General features: G+C 56.7%; 15 protein-coding genes and 1 riboswitch. Of the genes, 2 read left to right on the top strand and 13 right to left on the bottom strand.

What is annotated here, in order from left to right:
* Position 1: 1 nt before the first annotated feature.
* A complete protein-coding gene (gene metH / locus ACLPGZ_RS01745) occupies positions 2 to 3,775 on the bottom strand; it encodes a methionine synthase (RefSeq protein WP_257112462.1) in 3,774 nt (1,257 codons plus the stop codon).
* 142 nt (positions 3,776 to 3,917) lie between these two features.
* Positions 3,918 to 4,082: riboswitch (cobalamin riboswitch) on the top strand.
* 70 nt (positions 4,083 to 4,152) lie between these two features.
* Here metH and ACLPGZ_RS01740 point away from each other — a divergent pair.
* Together ACLPGZ_RS01740 and ACLPGZ_RS01735 are read left to right on the top strand one after the other, a co-directional pair.
* Complete coding sequence (locus ACLPGZ_RS01740) at positions 4,153 to 6,018, top strand: TonB-dependent receptor domain-containing protein (protein ID WP_257112463.1); 1,866 nt, start codon at positions 4,153 to 4,155, stop codon at positions 6,016 to 6,018.
* A 187-nt stretch (positions 6,019 to 6,205) separates the two neighbouring features.
* Positions 6,206 to 7,213 (top strand): ABC transporter substrate-binding protein, encoded by a 1,008-nt coding sequence (locus tag ACLPGZ_RS01735; protein ID WP_429640959.1) that lies wholly within the window; start codon positions 6,206 to 6,208, stop codon positions 7,211 to 7,213.
* A gap of 18 nt (positions 7,214 to 7,231) precedes the next feature.
* On the opposite strand, the gene ACLPGZ_RS01730 is transcribed toward ACLPGZ_RS01735, so the two are convergent.
* The 12 genes from ACLPGZ_RS01730 to ACLPGZ_RS01675 all read right to left on the bottom strand — a co-directional run bounded on the left by ACLPGZ_RS01730 (position 7,232) and on the right by ACLPGZ_RS01675 (position 17,989).
* Positions 7,232 to 9,655 (bottom strand): TonB-dependent siderophore receptor, encoded by a 2,424-nt coding sequence (locus ACLPGZ_RS01730; protein WP_257112465.1) that lies wholly within the window; start codon positions 9,653 to 9,655, stop codon positions 7,232 to 7,234.
* A gap of 63 nt (positions 9,656 to 9,718) precedes the next feature.
* A complete protein-coding gene (locus ACLPGZ_RS01725) occupies positions 9,719 to 10,696 on the bottom strand; it encodes a FecR family protein (RefSeq protein ID WP_257112466.1) in 978 nt (325 codons plus the stop codon).
* Positions 10,697 to 10,701: 5 nt separating this feature from the next.
* Positions 10,702 to 11,214, bottom strand: a complete 513-nt coding sequence (locus ACLPGZ_RS01720) for a sigma-70 family RNA polymerase sigma factor (RefSeq protein WP_035270353.1) — start codon at positions 11,212 to 11,214, stop codon at positions 10,702 to 10,704.
* A gap of 14 nt (positions 11,215 to 11,228) precedes the next feature.
* On the bottom strand, positions 11,229 to 11,483 hold the full coding sequence (locus ACLPGZ_RS01715; RefSeq protein WP_257112467.1) for a hypothetical protein: 255 nt from the start codon (positions 11,481 to 11,483) through the stop codon (positions 11,229 to 11,231).
* 11 nt (positions 11,484 to 11,494) lie between these two features.
* Positions 11,495 to 11,812, bottom strand: a complete 318-nt coding sequence (locus ACLPGZ_RS01710) for a hypothetical protein (RefSeq protein ID WP_035270349.1) — start codon at positions 11,810 to 11,812, stop codon at positions 11,495 to 11,497.
* A gap of 388 nt (positions 11,813 to 12,200) precedes the next feature.
* A complete protein-coding gene (locus ACLPGZ_RS01705; protein ID WP_429640958.1) occupies positions 12,201 to 13,919 on the bottom strand; it encodes a porin in 1,719 nt (572 codons plus the stop codon).
* Between the two features lie 145 nt (positions 13,920 to 14,064).
* The gene (locus ACLPGZ_RS01700; RefSeq protein ID WP_009458713.1) at positions 14,065 to 14,967 is read right to left on the bottom strand and encodes a CorA family divalent cation transporter; all 903 of its coding nucleotides are present in this window, start codon (positions 14,965 to 14,967) and stop codon (positions 14,065 to 14,067) included.
* On the bottom strand, positions 14,964 to 15,917 hold the full coding sequence (locus ACLPGZ_RS01695; RefSeq protein ID WP_429640957.1) for a magnesium transporter CorA family protein: 954 nt from the start codon (positions 15,915 to 15,917) through the stop codon (positions 14,964 to 14,966). Before ACLPGZ_RS01695 ends, ACLPGZ_RS01700 begins: the two co-directional genes overlap by 4 nt.
* A 3-nt stretch (positions 15,918 to 15,920) precedes the next feature.
* Entirely contained in the window at positions 15,921 to 16,220 is a 300-nt protein-coding gene (locus ACLPGZ_RS01690) for a hypothetical protein (protein WP_009458709.1), read from the bottom strand.
* A 43-nt stretch (positions 16,221 to 16,263) separates the two neighbouring features.
* Entirely contained in the window at positions 16,264 to 17,202 is a 939-nt protein-coding gene (locus tag ACLPGZ_RS01685) for a CorA family divalent cation transporter (protein ID WP_009458707.1), read from the bottom strand.
* Entirely contained in the window at positions 17,199 to 17,537 is a 339-nt protein-coding gene (locus tag ACLPGZ_RS01680; RefSeq protein WP_179136473.1) for a hypothetical protein, read from the bottom strand. The genes ACLPGZ_RS01685 and ACLPGZ_RS01680 overlap by 4 nt, the downstream gene beginning before the upstream one ends.
* A 110-nt stretch (positions 17,538 to 17,647) precedes the next feature.
* A complete protein-coding gene (locus tag ACLPGZ_RS01675) occupies positions 17,648 to 17,989 on the bottom strand; it encodes a hypothetical protein (RefSeq protein ID WP_009458705.1) in 342 nt (113 codons plus the stop codon).
* Positions 17,990 to 18,438 lie beyond the last annotated feature (449 nt).

The raw sequence follows: 18,438 nt of genomic DNA, 5'->3' as shown, positions 1-18,438 counted from the left end.
ATCAGCCTAATACGCCCGACAAGGTGCGGCGTACGTCTTCTTCCGTACGACCACTGCGCTGGATATAGTCTTGCAACTGGTCTTCACCAATATTGCCCACGTTGAAGTACTTGGACTGCGGGTGGCTGAAGTAGAAGCCCGACACACTGGAAGCCGGAATCATGGCGTAGCTGTCGGTGATGAACATCTCGATGTCTTCACACTGCAGGACACGGAACATATCGTGCTTGACTACGTGCTCCGGGCAGGCCGGATAGCCGGGAGCAGGACGAATGCCCTGGTACTTCTCGTCGATCAGCTCTTCGTTGGAGAGGCGCTCGTCGGTGACATAGCCCCACAAGTCGGTACGTACGCGAGCATGCAGACATTCGGCAAAGCCCTCGGCAAAACGGTCGCCCAGTGCCTTGATCATCAAGTCCGAGTAATCGTCGCCGGCAGCCTGGAAGCGCTCGGACAGTTTGTCTACGCCAATCCCGCCAGTAACCGCAAACATGCCGATGTAATCGGCCACGCCGCTTTCTTTCGGTGCAATGTAGTCAGCCAGACACTTGCTATCCACGCCTTCACGCTTGACGCCTTGTTGGCGCAGGTTGCGCCAGGTGAACAGGACTTCGCTGCGCGATTCGTCCGAGTAGACCTCGATATCTTCGCCATTGACGGTGTTGGCGGGGTAGAACGCAATCACACCGTTTGCCGTCAACCAGCGTCCTTCAATGACTTTCTTCAACATGGCCTGCCCTTCGGCAAACAGCGTCTTGGCCTGCTCGCCCACCACCTTGTCTTCCAGAATGGCCGGATACTTGCCGAACAAGCTCCAAGTCTGGAAAAACGGCGTCCAATCGATGAACTGGGCAATATCGGCCAAGTCGTAGTTTTTGAAGGTGCGGCGGCCAATGAATTTAGGGCGTGGTGGCACGTAAGTGGACCAGTCAATGGCAGGCTTGTCTTCGCGCGCTTTTTCCAGCGAGATCAAAGGCGTGGCTTTGCGATTGGCATGGCGCTGGCGCACTTGCTCGTATTCCTCGCGCACTTCAGCCAAAAACTCTTCCACATTGTCCGACACCAGTTGGGTAGCCACACCCACGCAGCGGCTGGCGTCCGGAGTATAGATAACCGGGCCGTCGTAATGCGGGGCGATCTTCACCGCCGTATGCACGCGGCTGGTGGTTGCGCCACCAATCATCAAAGGAATATTGCGCTCACGGAAGTACGGGTCGCGCTGCATCTCGGAAGCGACATAGGCCATTTCTTCCAGGCTGGGAGTAATCAGGCCGGACAAACCCACGATATCGGCCTCCACTTCTTTGGCCTTGGCGAGGATCTCGGCACAAGGCACCATCACGCCCATATTGACCACTTCAAAGTTATTGCACTGCATCACCACGGACACAATGTTCTTGCCAATGTCATGGACGTCGCCCTTCACCGTGGCAATCACCATGCGGCCTTTGGAGCGCACGTCACCACCTGCGGCCTCGATCTGGCGCTTTTCTTCTTCGATAAAGGGAATCAGGTGGGCCACGGCCTGTTTCATTACACGCGCGGATTTCACCACCTGCGGCAGGAACATCTTGCCTTGACCGAACAGGTCGCCCACCACGTTCATGCCGTCCATCAAGGGGCCTTCAATCACGCTGATGGGGCGACCACCCTGGGCGTCGATCTTCTGACGAACTTCTTCCGTATCTTCCACGATGAAGCTGGTAATGCCATGCACCAAAGAGTGGATCAGACGCTGTTCGACGGTGGTTTCACGCCAGCTCAGGTCTTCCTCTTTCTTGGCGCCGGAGCCTTTGACGCTCTCGGCCATTTCCACCAGGCGTTCAGTGGGGGTGCGTTCGTCCGCCGGATCGGTTTTCCCTTTGGGCTCGGCCCGATTCAGGATCACGTCTTCGATCAAGTCGCGCAGATGCGGTTCGATATCGGCGTACACACCCAACTGACCGGCATTCACAATACCCATGGTCAGGCCTTCCTGGATCGCGTAGTACAGGAAGACGGTGTGGATGGCCTCGCGCATGGCTTCGTTGCCACGGAAGGAGAAACTGACGTTGGAAATACCACCGGACAAGCGTGCATGCGGCAGATTCTTGTGAATCCAGCCAACACCGCGAATAAAGTCCAGACCGTAAGTCGCATGTTCGTCCATGCCGGTTGCAACAGCAAAGACGTTGGGGTCGAAAATAATGTCTTCAGGTGGGAAACCGACTTCGTCCACCAGCAAGCGATAAGCGCGCTCACAAATCTCCACCCGGCGCTCGTAACTATCAGCCTGACCTTGCTCGTCAAACGCCATCACAACAATGGCGGCACCGTATTTACGACACAGACGGGCATGTTCCAGGAAAGGCTCAATGCCCTCTTTCATGGAAATGGAGTTCACGATGGCCTTGCCTTGAACGCAACGCAAACCGGTTTCGATCACATCCCACTTGGAGCTGTCGATCATGATGGGCACGCGGGCAATATCCGGCTCGGAGGCAATCATGTTCAGGAAACGATGCATACAGGCTGCCGAGTCCAGCATGCCTTCGTCCATATTGATGTCGATAATCTGTGCACCGTTTTCCACCTGCTGACGGGCCACCGACAAGGCTTCTTCGTAGTTTTCTTGCTGAATCAGGCGCAAGAAAGCCTTGCTGCCCGTGACGTTGGTACGTTCACCCACGTTCACAAACAGGGTTTCTTCGTCAATATTCAGTGGTTCCAGACCCGACAAACGGGTTTTGACAGGAACTTCAGGAACAATGCGGGGAGGCAGCTTGCGGCACAGCTCGGCAATGGCGGCAATGTGCTCTGGCGTCGTGCCACAGCAGCCACCCACCATATTCACCAAACCGGCTTGCGTGAACTCTTGCAGCAGGCTGGACGTATCGGCAGGTGTTTCATCAAAGCCGGTCTCCGCCATGGGGTTGGGCAAACCAGCGTTGGGGTAGACACACACATAGGTGTCACAAATCTTGGACAGCTCGGCCACGTAAGGGCGCATCAAGGCAGCGCCCAAGGCACAGTTCAGGCCAATCGTAATAGGACGGGCATGACGCATGGAGTTCCAGAAGGCCTCCACGGTCTGACCAGACAAGATACGGCCCGAGGCATCCGTGACCGTGCCCGACACCATCACCGGAACGCGCTCGCCGCGTTCATCAAAGACCGTTTCCAGAGCAAAAACAGCCGCCTTGGCATTCAACGTGTCAAAGACGGTTTCGATCAGCAGAATATCGACGCCACCATCCAGCAAGGCACGCACCTGTTCGGTGTAAGCCACACGCAGTTGCTCAAAGGTGACGTTTCGGGCGGCCGGGTCATTAACATCCGGAGAAATAGAAGCCGTCTTGGGCTGTGGGCCCAAAGCACCGGCCACAAAACGCGGCCATTCAGGTTTGCTGAAAGCATCGCGCGCCTGACAGGCCAGTTGGGCCGATGCCAGGTTCAGGTCATAGCTGATGCCCTGCAAATCGTAGTCGCCCTGGGCAATATCTGTTGCACCAAAGGTATTGGTACTGATTACATCGGCCCCGGCGGCCAGATATTTCTCGTGAATTTCGCGGATGATGTCAGGGCGCACCAGCGACAGCAATTCATTATTGCCCTTCACATCCTTGTGATGCTCCGCAAAGCGCTCGCCCCGGAAATCGGCCTCGCCCAATTTGTAACGCTGAATCATGGTGCCCATCGCACCGTCCAGAATCAGAATTTGCTGCCCCAAACGGCGCGCAAACTCGGCACCACGCGTATAGGCAGAGATCGGATAAGGCAAGGCAGGATAAGACACTAAAAGCTCCGTAACACGAAACGGGACATTGACGGCATCTGACAGCAAGAGCCGCGAGAATGGTGGATTGGCGCCACAATTGTAGCGCTTTGTACAGCGAATCCACCCTAAACACTTAACCTTTGCCCCAGCGGCATGTAACATTTTCCGCTCGGAAAGAGGTGCTTTCCGGCCCATGCAGCCTTGGGCCTGGGAAAGTCAAATGGGAAACGTGAGCGGTTCCACCCTGGAACTGCCAAACGTGCTGCCCCCGCAACGGTACCTGCTACGCGCAAAGCCCGACACCAGCCTGCTTCTCGACCCTGAATTCATGGCCGTCCCACGGTGGGCGGCTTCGCTTACTGATGTGCGGGGACGCACATCTCACAGGAATCTCCATGACACTACTGTCCATCAGACCTTTGATGGTCGCCCTGGCGGGCGCCCTGCCTTTGATCGCCACGGCCCAAACTGCCCCTGTCGCCAAACTGGATCAAATTGTTGTTACCCCTAGCCGCATGGCTCAGCCACTGAAAAACGTGGTGGGTGACGTGACGGTGATTGATCAGGAAACCTTGCAGAAAGCGGGTCAAAGCAGTGTGGCCGAAATTTTGCAGCGTCAGCCTGGGGTGGAGATTTACACCGAGGGCGGCCCTCAAACCGTTAGTGGGGTCTATTTACGCGGCACCAACCCACAACATACGCGCGTCATGATAGACGGTATGCGCATCAATAGTTCCACCAGTGGTTCGGTGAACTGGCAAGCCTTGGACCCAGCGTTAATCGAACGTATTGAAATTGTGCGTGGAGCAGGTAGCAGCCTGTATGGCGCAGATGCTATTGGTGGTGTCATTAACATCATCACCAAAAAAGGTGGCGGTGACCGTGCCTTGAGCGCCTGGGGGAATGTTGGCATTGGGTCGCAAGACACCTTCAAAGCGAGCGCCGGGTTTTCGGGTGCGTCTCAAGGTTGGGACTACAGCCTGGCCTCCAGCTACGGCACAAGCGATGGCTTTAATGCTACTAATCCACTTGCAGGTATTTACACCTACAACCCAGACAAAAACGGCTACACCCAACACGGGCTCAGCGGTTCCTTGGGTTACGAGTGGGCACAAGGCCAGCATCTGGGCCTAACCGCTATCAACAGCTACATGGACGGCCAGTTTGACAACGGGACGTTCACTTCCCGCACCCCTAGCACCCAAACACGTCAGCAAGCCTACGGCCTGACTAGCACGAACAAATTGACTGAACTGTGGACCAGCCGTCTAAGCGCCTCACTGAGCAAAGAGACGGTAGAAAACCGCGCCTATGCTGCTCGCTACTCCACACTGCAACGCCAATACAGCTGGCAGAATGACCTAATGTTTGCGCAAGGTCACACTGTCTCCTTGCTGGCCGAGCGTCTGGAAGAGCGCATGACACACACCTCCGTACACAATAATGACCAGCGCAACACCAACGCGTTTGCTCTGATTTACCGTGGAGATATTAATCAACACCACCTGCAAGCTAGCGTACGTAATGACAATATCAGCGGATATGGCCATAAAGTAACAGGTGGTCTGGGCTACGACCTGGATGTCACCAACAACTGGACAGTGGGTCTGGCCGCTAACACAGGTTTTCGTGCACCAACTTTTGCAGACCTCTACACCCCTTACGCGGCATATACGGTCGGTAGTTTTTCGGGCAACCCCAACCTCAAACCGGAAGAATCCCGCAACGTGGAAGGTCATATCCGCTACACGGATGACACCACTGAACTGGGTTTGGTGGTCTACCAAAACCGCATCAACGACCTGATCAATACCTATGCCTGTGATGCCAATTTCGACTGCACGACGACAAACACTGAAAAAGCACGTATCACTGGCCTGACCTTAACGGCTATGACACAACTGGGCGATACCACACTGAGCGCCAGTGCTGACTTCACTAACCCAAAAGATAGAAACACCGACAAGCAATTGGTGCGCCGTGCCAAGCAAAACTACAAAGTGGCCGTGGAGCAAAAGTTTGGAGCGCTGAAAACTGGGGCGGAATATTTATTCGCCTCACACCGCTTTGCAAACAGCGACAACACTGAACGCTTGGGCAGTTACGGCCTGTTGAACCTGACCGCCAGCTACCCGCTGACCTCCAGCTTGGAAGCCCAACTGCGTTGGAACAACGTGCTGGACAAGGACTACACCCTGGCTCGTCTGGGCTATAACAACGCCGGCTCCAGCGTGTTCCTGAACTTTGCCTGGCGCATGTAATCAGTAAAATCAGCTTTGCTTGATTTTGGCGCGGATCTGCACAAGAGCCGCGCCATTTACTTAAAGGCGCACGATGCCCTCTTTGCCTGCGACTTGTCGTCTTCAGCACTCAAAGCGCTCTGTCTGGAGCGGATTGGGGCTATGGGGTTTGCTTTGCCTGTTCGCCCTGCTTTTGGGATTGCCCATCTTGACGCAAGCGCAAGCGCAAGAGCAAGACCCGCTGCTGTCACAGGCGCAGTCTCAAGCACAGCCCGAGACACAGACACAGACACAGACACAGACACAGACACAGACACAGACACAGACACAGACACGCACAGAGCAAAGCACAAAGCAAAGCACTCAAGAAGTACAGAGCAAGCAGCAAGATAAAACGGTACAAAAAGCCGCGACAGGGCAAGCAGTCCAACCCCCACAAACTGTCGCTCCAGCCCGCGCGATTAGTCTGGCCCCTCACATCACTGAAATTCTGTTTGCCGCCGGTGCCCAAGAGCACTTGATCGCCGTAGACAGTTCCAGTGACTACCCGCCTGCCGCCAAGGATTTGCCCCGCATTGGGGACGCCTTGCGCGTAAACCCGGAACGGCTACTGGAGCTAAAGCCTGATCAGGTCTGGGCCTGGCAAGCCAACCAGATCGGCCCTGAATTACAGCGCCAGCTACAGCAAACCCATATCAGCCTGATCTTTGCCGCCCCTGAAAAACTGGACGATATTCCCGCCTTTGTCCGTCTGGCAGGAGACAGTCTGGATACGGCGGAGGTGGCCATTCCGATGGCTGCTTTGCTGGACAATCAGATTGCCGCCCTGCGCCAGAACAGCCGCTTGGGCGAGACGGTCAGCGTGTTTCTGGAAATCGGCTCCGAGCCTTTGTACACCTTGGCGCGCGATCCCTTGATTCAAGATGTGCTGACCACCTGCAAAGCGCAAAACATCTACGCTCGCCATGCTGCCGTCGCCCCCACCATCAGTCTGGAAGACGTGCTGCACAAGCGCCCGCAAGTGGTCATCATGGCCTACCGTGATCCGGCCCAACTACGCGCCCGCCACCTGTTCTGGGAAAAGCATCTGGGGCTAAGTCCCCACGCCTTGCTGAACCTGAACCCGGATGCGCTGTACCGCCCCGGCCCCAGGCTGATAGAGGCTACTCGCGAACTATGCGAGCAACTGGATCGCTATCGAGCCCAGGTATCCTGAGCGGTTTTCTACTTCGGCTTAGAACTGATACTTCACCGCCAGCATCATGTTGCGCGGTTCGCCCCAGGTATAGGTGCTGTACCAGGAGAACATGGAGTAATGGCGCTTGTCGAACAAGTTATTGACAGTAAAAGTGGCCGACAAATTTTTGTTGAAGCGATAGCGCGCCATCGCATCTACCAGCCAGTACCCCGAGACCGTATGCCGCACCTTACCCGGCGATCCAGGTCGACTGACATCCCCCCAGGTCTTGCTTTGCCAACGTGCACCGCCACCCAAGGTCAGGCCATTCAAGTCGCCCTCGAAATCGTAGGTGGTATAGATGTTGAACTGGTGCTCAGGCGATAAGGTCGACACCTTTTCACCATCGCGGCGCGACAGCTTGTAGGCATAGCCTGCATGCATCTGCCATTGCGGCGTTAACTGACCGGCCACTTCCAGTTCTACGCCATGAGTACGCACACCTTGAGTGCCCTCATAAGCGATACCCCCCGACGGTGTGCGCCCCCCCGTTTCCTTGCCAAAGTTATCCTGACGCAGCTGGAAGTAAGCCAGGCTGGACGTCAAACGGCCGCCCATGAATTCGCCTTTGACACCGACCTCGTAGTTATCGCCTCGCAAGGGATCCAGAGTACGACCGCCCTCGTCTTGCAAATCTTGGGGCTGGAAGATATTGGTGTAGCTGGCATAGACCGAGAAGTTGTCGTTCAGGTCATACACAGCCCCAAAGTAAGGCACCCATACACCTGTCTCGCGCATATCCAGCTTGTTGTAGTTGGCATAACGTGTACCCAGCAGCAGCTTCAAGTCATCACGCAGGTTCAGGCGCGTGCTGACGTACAAACCATTTTCTCGTGTCACTTCACGATCATCGCCCAGGTGCTTCCAGTTCATGCGCGGCCAACGGCCATCCCATTGGTAGTAATTCGAGACATCGGTATTACTGTTTTCACCGTAAGACGCATTGGTCCAGCGACGGCGCGATACGCCGCCCCCAACCACCAACTCGTGCTCGCGTCCGAACAGTTCAAAGGGGCCGGTCGCATAGAAGTCCGCCGTGTTCGAGACCGTCTTGCCCACGTAGCGCCCGGACCATAGCGACACACCTTTTCCGGTCAAAGGATCAGGGTTACCAGCGGCCGCAGCCGCCAGCTCAGAGTCATAACCATTGACCAAGCGATTGAGCTGCACCTTGGCCATCCAGCCACTGTCGAACTCATGCTCCAAAGTGGCAAAGGCCGAACGGGTGTACTGGTTCCAGCGACTCCAGCGCGTACCGTTATTAAAGGAACGGTCCATCTCGTTGAAGTGGCCCTGCGCGTCATAAATCGGGATGCCCCCCCAGGTTGATCCTTTGGGATCGTTGTCCTGCAAATCTGCACCCAGGGTCAAGCGGGTATCCGGTGTCAGGTCTGCTTCAACGATGCCGTATAACACCAAAGTCTGACGCTGGTAGTGGTCCAAATGGCTCTTTTTGTCCTGATAGGCACCAACCAGACGGCCACGTAGCGAACCTGACTCGTTCAAAGGGCCGGAGAAATCCGCTTCACTGCGGTAATTGTTCCAGGAGCCCAAGCCCGCACTGGCATATCCCTGAAACTCGTGCGTCGGCTTTTTACGAATCATATTAATAGTCGCGCCTGGGGTCCCACTGCCAGTGAGCAAACCGGAGGCGCCTTTCAATACCTCGACACGATCGTAAATCGCTGTGTCCGTGAGCGAATGGCCTGCCGAGTATGGTGAATCGCGCAAGGTAGGGATGCCATCATATTGGAAGTTCTGGACACCAAAACCGCGTGCTTCGTAAACGGTACGCTCGCTGTCATAAGTAATGATGCTCAGGCCGGGTGTATGGCGCACCACGTCATCAATACTGGTCAGGTTGAAGTCGTCCATCTTCTTGCGTGTAGTCACGCTGATGGCCTGCGGCGTCTGACGCGGAGTCAGACGCAAGCGGGTTGCCGTGGCAATCGTGCCCGCTGCATACGTGCCTGAACCTTCGGTAATGTCGCCCAGCGCATTGCGACGCACTTCAATACTGGCCAAAGACTGCACACTGGCGTCGTCCGCCAAGGTGTCGCTATCGGGCAAGGCAATCAAGACATAGCCCTGATCCCGGCTTTGCACCTGAAACGGCTGCCCAGCCAGCAAGGCGGCAAAGCCTTCCTGCACGGAATACTGTCCCTGCAAGCGCGGAGCGCGCAAACCTTGCAATCGGGAGGAATCCATCACCAGCGCTACCCCGGCCTGTTGAGCGAACTGGCTCAAGCGGCTGGCCAGATCCCCGGCTTCCAGCGCGTAGGCTTGGGTTGTCTGGGCCGAGGCCGGCGCCACGCTCAGCATCAAGGCCCCTACAAAGGCCAAGCCCAGCAGGCAGCGGCAGGTATTGGGCATGAACGGCGTCTTCACAAGCGCCAAAGGCGGCGCATTCTTCGGGACCATGAAATCTCTCCTTCTTTGGCAAGGTCTATCTGTTAAAGACGCACGAGCTCAAAAAAGCGGCAATCAAGGCCTGAAATTAATCATCAATCCTTGGTCTGACATGTTCTGCACCTGCAATCGGGGATACAAGTCCTTTAGCAAAGCCAGAGCCGACAAGGGCTTGTCGGCAGGCAAGACAGCGCTGACCGTCAAGCCTTCCATACCTTGCGGATTGATCTGTGTTTTGCCGGAGTACTGGCGAGTGATATGCTCCAGAGCCTGCGTCAAAGGCACATGCTCCAGAAGCAACTGCCGCTGGTCCCAAGTGCGCATGACACGGCTTACATCGGTCTGGCGGTTCGCCCCCAGGCCTTGCGCATTGATCTGCACCTGATCGCCTGGCCCCAACTCGCGAGCGGCTTGCGGGCCCTGGGGGCGCGGATAAACCAGCACCCGAGAAGATAGCACCGTCAACAGCGTGCCTTGCGGCTGTTCCTGCACAATAAATTCAGTTCCCAAGGCTTGCGATACCGCCTGGCTGCTCAAGACCCGCAAGGGTCGATCCGGCTGCTTGGCTACCACCACCCGGACCTGCCCTTCCAGCAGCTCAATATCCCGGTACTGCTTGCTATACAAAATCTTGACCTTTGATGCTCCGGCCAACTCCAAACGAGTGCCATCCTCCAGCACCACACTGCGCCATTCTCCGGCAGCGGTCTGTACGGACTGATTGGACCAGGGCAATACAAAGGCCAGAATCGGCAAGATAAACACCACAGCCCAGAGCAGCAGCATCATGCCCTGACGCCAATCACGCAACAGCTTGGGACGCGCCGACAATCCTGCATCCAGCGCACTACGGCCAGGGGTGGTATTGGCCTGTACCGCCAGTTTTCTGACTCTGCCCAAGACCGCTTCCATACCTGCAGCCGCCGCTTCGTGACGCGGGTCCTGCGCACGCCAGGCCATGAATTCGGCTTGGGCCTGTTCGGTGAATTGTTCGGGATCAGACAAGAGCACAACCCATTGGGCGGCCTGTCGCTCTATCTCCTCGTTGGACATGGGGCTCAAGCTGGAATCAAGGTCTGAACATGGAGCAAAGCCTGCACCAGATCATTACGCACAGTGCGTTCGCTAACCCCCAAGCTCTTGGCCACGCTTGATTGCGTTTCCCCATCCAGATAGCAGCTCAGGAACACCATGCGAGCCCGCGCGGGCAACTCGTCCAAAGCCTGAGCCAACAAGGCCAGCGCCTCCAGGGTTTGGGCGCACTGCTCTGCCGAGGGTGCTTGCGCCCCTTCGGCCAAGGTCGCCTCCAAGGCTTCCAGATAGGCTTGCTCAACAGCCATGCGTCGGCTGCGATCAATTAACAGCCTTCTGGCCGTGGTAGCCAGAAACGCACGAGGATGACGTAAATGATGAACGGTAGAGGGGGCCAACAGCAGACGCACAAAGGTGTCCTGCACCAGATCTTCCGCCGTAAAGCTGCAATGCAGACGCGCGCGCAACCACCGCAATAACCAGCTACGGTGATCTTGATAGAAATCTCCCATCCCTATGGGCGCTGACGAATAGTCCATAGACCCTGATCAAACTAATCAATAATAATTCTCATTCCAAAATTATGACATGAAAAGGCAGGGATTCTGATTGCGAGCGCCGCAAGCGTCGTCTGCTCACGACAGATCATCGATGAAAACAACTGTTCGCCCTGCAGGGCCGTAAAAAAAAGAAGTGCGTTCAGGCTGCAATCAAAAAGACGGACATAGCTATAAAGCCATGCCCGCCCAACGATCTCTGCACAGATCATTGCTGCGGCGCCGGAGTACGCCCCGAATGTCAGGGGCATCTGCCAAGCTCTTACATCACAAAAGAAGGCAGTGTCAGCACGGCATGAGTGGGCTGGTAGCGAAAGCCTTCTACATCGTTCAGACGGGCTTTGGCACGACGGGACAGATGCTTGAGGACTTGGCTGCGCTCCACGGTGGGCAGTGTGGACAGTGCATTTTCGATGGTGCGACCGGACAGGTCGTTGAGTGCGTAAGCAAACTCGCGAGCGCCGTGGGTTTGCAGCAGCTCCAGCAGGTAGCCTTGACGCTGGCGGGATGCGGCCAGGCGCAGAGCGTCTTGCAGAGCGTTGTTGTGTGGGGTGGAACGAAACAGGTTGAGGCGGAACATAGCATTCTCCTTCGGACACAGGGGTCCAGAAAGAGTGCTCACCTCATCAGAGGGGCCCGCTTTGTGGTCCAGTGTCCAATTGACTGGTCATTAAGGAGGCTTGTCCTTTACAGGAACAAAGCCATAAAGAAGGATCAGGGTCCATTTACTTTTAAACGTGAGTAGTTAAAAAAGAAGGTGCAACGGTTTTTGCACCAACAGTATTTTCGCATCTGAGTGTGGGCTTGTCCGCCAGGCATTGGCACACGTTCCATCGCCTTGCAGACATCAAATTTATACTTAGGGATATGTCTCCTGAGCCGTCCCCACAAGCACTCAGCCCTGCCCGACCTTCCTGCGCCAGGGCCAGTGAGAACACGGACTCAGGTGCAGGAAACCGGCCATTTCATTAGAAGTGATGCGTCACACCCAAAGCCACACGGCTGCTACGCGGTTCGCTGGCACTGGCTGCCGTTTCCATATCAAAGCGACGTCCTTGAGCCGCAAAGGCATAGACGCTGGTTCGGGGCGACAAGGCATGCACATAGCCCACAGACATAACCTGAATGCGACGTGCGCGCTCATCGGTATCCTCCCAGGTCCAGTTCGGACGGCCCAAAGACCATTGCAGCTGGAACTCGCCCTTGCCTACAGGAATCGCCGTGCCCACATACCAGGTGTCCAGTCGGCCACCGTTGATGAACTCCGCCGGGCCCAAGCCTTCCAAGCCCTTGTCTTGCAGATGGGCAGGACCATCATCACCATTCAGGCCCACGAAGCCATTGCTCTGACGGCTCCAGCCAACTGCAAGGCGGGCTACCTCAAAGTCATAGCTCGCGCCCAATTGCCAGGCCGTAGGACGATGGGACTCGACACGACTCAAGCCCTCGTAACTGGCCCCCAACAGCCAGGGGCCGTCCTCGTAGCGCAAAGCGAGGCTATAGAGCTTGCTGCGAGACCCTCCCAGGCCCTGCTCGCCCACATCCGCGCTATAGCTAGCGCCTAACTGCATACCCGCCCATTCCGGGCTGCGCCAGCTGAACTGATTGGAGATCTGGTAGTTGTCCGAAGCACGCATCAAAGCGCCCATACCAAAGTCTTTCCAGGAACCCACTTCAATGGCAGAGACAAATTCCTGGCCCACGGTGTACTGGCGCCCAAAACGCAGCTCACCCCAGTTATCACTGCCCAGACCCAGCCAGGCCTGATAGTTGAACAGACGCTCGGAATCCTCGGCCCGGCCTGTAGCCAGATCAATACCGCTTTCCAGATTAAAGGTGGCGCGCAGCCCATCGCCCAGATCCTCATGGCCGCGAATCCCCCACAGCGAGTCCGTCTGCCCACCGCTTAATACGTCGCGCTGCGAGCCTTCACCGCTCACGCGAGTCCAACCCAAACCGGCATCCAAAGTGCCATAGAGCTGCACCGAGGTTTCAGCATGGCTGTGGCTGGGCATCATCAGCGCTCCTGCAAGACCAAACAGGGCCACGCCAGCTGCCAAAGAAGCGGCTTTGCTCAATTGAAAAGGACTGCACTCCAGCACACGACGCCAGCCGCAGGCCACAGGAACAGGTTCACGCATCAGAACTCCTAACAAGGTTTGATTACCCGTCGCCACCACCACACCTTGTGCGGTCCCGGCCACAACCCGGTCGCCCATGGCGCATGTATCGGGAGCAGCCTGCAAAATGGCGCGGTTCAGAATCAGGTGATCCTGATGGATCAAGCGCAGATCCGCCGGCACGTAATCACCGGCAGACAACAGCACGATATCGCCAGTCACGAGCATACGAGCCGGCACGCGGGACTGGTGATCCCGTGCCAGATCGTACATAGTCAAATCGCGGCGCACCTGACAGGTTTGTTTTTTCATGGTCTGGACCACTTGGGTCAGATCAGCGGGGCTGGAACGCAGTACCCGTACTTGATTGGGGCCGTTCTGTATAAGACGGCGCAACACTTCATCAAAGGCCAAGCCATGGCGCTGGGTACTCAAGGCTTGCAACACTTGTGGCACGCTGCGGGTAGCGTAGTAGCTCAGCGCACAGTGGGCGCGGCGTACCAGACGCACCGGGCTCTGGTGTACGACGGCGCTGTGATCGGGATGGAAAAACCGGCTTGCATTCATGGGTACCTCTACACATTGGTGCAGGGACGGCCACCCCGCTCTGAAAAGCTAAGGATGTGTTTACCGTCGCAGTGGAAAGACAAAAATCGCGAATTGATTCGGGTAGGAGTTAGCGCCTAACCAGGCCAGCACACAGCACTCCCCCTTAACGCAACGCGCCCGATTTCTTGATTGTCCAGATCGGTACCGCCGTCAACACCAACACGGTCACCAACTGCACCCACATGGTGCCCTCCCAAGATAACTCGGGCATGACATGGAAGTTCTGACCGTACCAGTTGATCAAGGCTGTACCGGGCACCAGCAAGGCCCACAGCACCGTAAAGACCTTGGTCACGTTCAGGTCGCTCATGGCCACGGACTCTCCGGCGGCACGCCAATGAAAACGCTGGCGTTCAATGGCGAAATGCGCACGGCGCTGCATGCCTTCAATGGCGGCAATCAGCTCGTCCACTCGGCTCAACTCCAGGCTTTTTTCCTGATACACCCAGCGGCGCAAGCGTTGTGCGGCCTGCTCCAGATCGTCAATGGAATGCATCACATGAGACAGCGGTTTGTGCAGAGTTGCCATATGGCTGTCCAGATCAATCATGTCCTCGGCACCGCGCGAATAGTCCGTGCCAACATTGGACAAAAAGCCGCGCAAGGACAGGGTCGAGACACTCAGGCCCTGATCAATACGGTCCAGCACTTGCGAGGTCTGCGCCAGCAATTGATACAGCAAAGTCAAAGCCAGGGCATGGGAGCTGGCCAAGGACATTTCCTGGGCACTCAAGCGCTCCAGAGCCTGGCCGGGACGCAGCAGACGATGGCCAGTTTCCACGGTATACAAAGGCTGATCGTCCTGCCCCAAACACCAGATCAGGTCAGACACCTGCATCTGTTCGTCACTCACTCGCACACAGCGTATGCGTGTGGCCATCCCCAGGCTGGCCTGGGCTTGTGGCAACAAATCCACGCGATACAACTTGCCCAGATCTTCCAGCGCCTGACGGTCAGGGGCCTGCAAGCGCCGCCAGGAAGCCATATCCTTGAAACGGGCCGTCATCGCATCCACCCTTTACGCTTTACATAGGCCAAGGGAGCCAAGGCAAATACGGCGGTCATGCCCATGACCAGCCACTCGCCACCGATAATTTCCAGCTCAGGCATATTGGCAAAGTTCTGGCCGTAAAACGCCGCGATCAGCGTAGGCGGCAAGAACACCGCAGTAACCACTGTAAAGACCTTGATCACCTGGTTCTGCTTCAAATCCAGCGTGGTCATCAAGGACTGCTGCAAGTTGCGGATCTTGTCGTGCTGAAAGCGGGCATAGCGACGCAAGCTTTGAATATCCGAGAGCAACATGGACAGGTTCTCTGCGCTTTCGCCACCGGGCGTACGACGCAGCCAACGGCCTGCGCGAGCCAGCATCAATTGCCCTTCCACGGTTTTGGCGACCAGTTCCTCGGCCTCACCCAGACCGATAGCGGTACTGGCAATATCCGCTACCCCGGCCTGACGGCCGGAGGTATCAAAGCCGCCACTGGCTGCCGCCACCGTATCGCTGCGCTCGTCCAGACGCCCGGCAATATCGGAAATCGTGGCACGAGCCTGGTCGTTCAGAGCCTGCAGGATCATGAACAGAATTGACGCGGGGCTGGGCGCAGCTTGTCCGGCCTCTGCCATGGCGTTCAACTGCTGGCTGACTCGCTCCAAGGTATCAACCCGCACGTCCTGCTCCACGCTGATCAGGCGGTCCTTGCTCAAGGCGAACAGCAGGCTGGTTTCGCGGTACTGCTGGCCCTGACGTATCACCATCTCCACGGGAATCAGAATAAAGCCCGCTTCTTCCGCGGCAGCACGGCCCCGTTTGACGCTCAGGTCCAGGCCCAGTTTGGCTTGCGCCTCGGCCAGTTCATCGTGCCGGCTGGCCGACAGTTGCAACCATGCCGTTTTTTGCCCGCGCTTGTCGCTCAGGCTGGACACCACCGCGCCCCCGTGTTTTTTTTCAGTCATGGCTTAGTCCTCACTTTGTACCTGTTCCGCTTCCGGGGAAACCATGTAGTGGCCATACAAATGCAGACCGGCAAAACTGCCCAGAATCAGGATGTACAGCACCACCACCGCAATCATGATTTCGCGCTCGATATGCGCGGTGCGTGGGCGGTTGGCACGCGCCCGGTCAATGGCCTGACGGCGCTGCTGGACGGCCGCGTTGGAATCCGACTGCAGGCTCAAGTCTTCATTCCAAACCAGTCCGCGTAATTTATCCGAGCCTGCCGTTGCCACCTCGGTACTGCTTTTCAGTGTGTTCAACATACGAAATTCTTCCCATTCATTTAAGTATCAAAGGCAGCGCGCTCTAGCGCAGCCAGCCCCGGTGTTTCACATAGATCAGCGGCAACATGGAGAACAAGGCGGTGGAAATAATCCCCACTATCTCGGCGTGCTCCCATTGCAGAATCGGCATATAGGCAAAGTTCATGCTGTAGTAGGTTGAAATCAGCATGGCGGGCAGGAACACGGCGGTCACCACCGAGAACACTTTCACAATCTGGTTCTGCTTCACGTTCAGCGCCATATTGTTGGTGGTCTGCAAAAGGCGGACGCGGTCGTGCACAAAGTTCACCTGCTTTTCCACGGCCTCGATGTCGTCGATCAGGGTATGAAAAACAGGCTTCAGTTTTTCCTGATCTGCGGGTAAACGCGCCAGGGCATGACGAGCAGCCATGGCCAGCTGCAATTGGCTTTCCAGGCAGTCGGACAAGAGTTCTTCTACTTCGCTCAAATCCATCTGGGTGGAGACCACATCACTGACGCCAAAGTCCCGGTCCTTGGTTTCCAGGCTGTTGAGCACGGCGTTGGTCTGAGTCAGCACTTTGCCCAGATCGTGGCTCAGGGAGTCCAGCAGTTCATCGGTAGCATCGTTAATGGATTGCAAAATCACCGCAAAGCTTTCAAAGGCATCGTTCTCGCGACCATCACGCTGCAAGCGCTGCAGGGCCTGGGCCAGTGGCTTGGGGCTGGGATCAGGTTCAATGGACACCAAGGCTTCGCGGCTCAGGATGAACACCACACGGCTGGCTTTCTTCTGACCCTTGTCCACGTTCAGAAACGTCACAGGCACAAAGCTGAAGGGGCCTTCCTGTGTGGGACTGTTCTGCAAGGTCTGTGGAATTTCCACGCCCAGCTTTTTACGAAGGCCACTGATCTGCTCGGTGGCATGGATGCTGATGCGCATCCAGTTATTGGGCTGGCCGTCGTTGCCAAAGAGCGGCGGCGTTTTACCTTGGTCCGTCATTGTTGATCTCCATCAGAACGGGTCTCTTGGGTGCTGGACGCATCGGGCGACGGCGTCGTGGTACCCATGTAAAAGCTGGAATGCGAGCCGGAGGTAGAACTGGTCCGGGTTTCCAGGTGCGAGTTGCTGAAAAACAGCCAGCTCACCACCACAATCAAAATGCCCCACGAAGACAGCAGCATGGAAAAGGACAGACGCTCGTAGCGCGACCAACGCTTGCGACCCTTGAGCGGTGCAACACTGGGGCGACGCGCCGAGCGGGTCCAGACCTGGGCGGCCAGCGAGTTGTCCTGATACGGTTTGCTGCTCAAGGAAGAGGGAATGGTTTGCGGCATAGCACTCTTTTGGGTTGATGAAAGCCACAGCAGCCGTCCATGACGGTGCGAGCCCCGCATGGGCTGGTCTGCTGTGACAGGTTGAACAGAAAAGGGGTAGGGTCCAGTGCTCAAGAGCGCTGGGGCTGGCGATACTCACGCAGCCAGTCCTGCGTGCCGTAGCGGTGCGGGAACAGGGTGAACAGGCTGGGCGACGGGCCATGAGTGCGGCGGCGACCCAAATGCCCTACTCGCACGCCGGTATGCATGGCGTTGTAGACCTGACTGCGATCAAACTCGGGAAGCATGGCCAGAACATCGGCGCGGACACGAGCCGAAAGCTCGGGCAAGGCCTGGGCAAAAGCCAGGGTGCCGTGCGAGGCCAGCAAGTCGCACACGGCGACAGGGCGGTAAGTGGCGACAGCCATACGCAAAGCGCGCTGCAAGCTATCGTGAGGGCGGGAAAACAGCATGAGATTCTCCTGGGCACACGGCCACAGAAGCGCCCCACACGTCTTAGACCGTGAGGAACCTGGAGCCGGTGCTCAATTCGCAATGGGGTTTCATGCGGACATGAAACGCGGGGCGCAACGCAAATGTGCGTCTTTCAGATTCAGGGTCAGGGCCCAAGAACGTGCTCCTTTAACAATCAAACAATGCCAATCGAACTCAAGCCCCAGGTACATCAGCACCTGAGGCTTGTGTCCGAGCGATAAAACAGAAAGAACGGATGAAATCTACGGATCCCTCAAGAAAAATCCCGTTCTTGAGGAACAACAGAATTTTCGCATCGCAACTCTGGCAGGGCCAGCCTGCATTGGGGCCTTGCGCATGGCCTTAAACATAAGGCAAATATGCCAAGGTATATATTTGCCACAGCCACAGGCCAATCAGGCTCGCATCCGTGGCCAGCCCCCTGCCC

This window comes from Alcaligenes sp. Me129, assembly GCF_050487245.1.
GTDB classification, from domain to species: domain Bacteria; phylum Pseudomonadota; class Gammaproteobacteria; order Burkholderiales; family Burkholderiaceae_B; genus Alcaligenes; species Alcaligenes phenolicus.
This window is presented reverse-complemented; position numbering and strand designations above follow the sequence as displayed.

What these genes read in the sequence shown, in the direction of transcription:
- ACLPGZ_RS01740 (WP_257112463.1), top strand. Translation starts at nt 4,153, where the DNA reads ATGACACTACTGTCCATCAGACCTTTGATGGTCGCCCTGGCGGGCGCC.
- ACLPGZ_RS01730 (WP_257112465.1), bottom strand. Translation starts at nt 9,655, where the DNA reads ATGGTCCCGAAGAATGCGCCGCCTTTGGCGCTTGTGAAGACGCCGTTC.
- ACLPGZ_RS01725 (WP_257112466.1), bottom strand. Translation starts at nt 10,696, where the DNA reads ATGTCCAACGAGGAGATAGAGCGACAGGCCGCCCAATGGGTTGTGCTC.
- ACLPGZ_RS01720 (WP_035270353.1), bottom strand. Translation starts at nt 11,214, where the DNA reads ATGGACTATTCGTCAGCGCCCATAGGGATGGGAGATTTCTATCAAGAT.
- ACLPGZ_RS01715 (WP_257112467.1), bottom strand. Translation starts at nt 11,483, where the DNA reads ATGCCCCTGACATTCGGGGCGTACTCCGGCGCCGCAGCAATGATCTGT.
- ACLPGZ_RS01710 (WP_035270349.1), bottom strand. Translation starts at nt 11,812, where the DNA reads ATGTTCCGCCTCAACCTGTTTCGTTCCACCCCACACAACAACGCTCTG.
- ACLPGZ_RS01705 (WP_429640958.1), bottom strand. Translation starts at nt 13,919, where the DNA reads ATGAATGCAAGCCGGTTTTTCCATCCCGATCACAGCGCCGTCGTACAC.
- ACLPGZ_RS01700 (WP_009458713.1), bottom strand. Translation starts at nt 14,967, where the DNA reads ATGACGGCCCGTTTCAAGGATATGGCTTCCTGGCGGCGCTTGCAGGCC.
- ACLPGZ_RS01695 (WP_429640957.1), bottom strand. Translation starts at nt 15,917, where the DNA reads ATGACTGAAAAAAAACACGGGGGCGCGGTGGTGTCCAGCCTGAGCGAC.
- ACLPGZ_RS01690 (WP_009458709.1), bottom strand. Translation starts at nt 16,220, where the DNA reads ATGTTGAACACACTGAAAAGCAGTACCGAGGTGGCAACGGCAGGCTCG.
- ACLPGZ_RS01685 (WP_009458707.1), bottom strand. Translation starts at nt 17,202, where the DNA reads ATGACGGACCAAGGTAAAACGCCGCCGCTCTTTGGCAACGACGGCCAG.
- ACLPGZ_RS01680 (WP_179136473.1), bottom strand. Translation starts at nt 17,537, where the DNA reads ATGCCGCAAACCATTCCCTCTTCCTTGAGCAGCAAACCGTATCAGGAC.
- ACLPGZ_RS01675 (WP_009458705.1), bottom strand. Translation starts at nt 17,989, where the DNA reads ATGCTGTTTTCCCGCCCTCACGATAGCTTGCAGCGCGCTTTGCGTATG.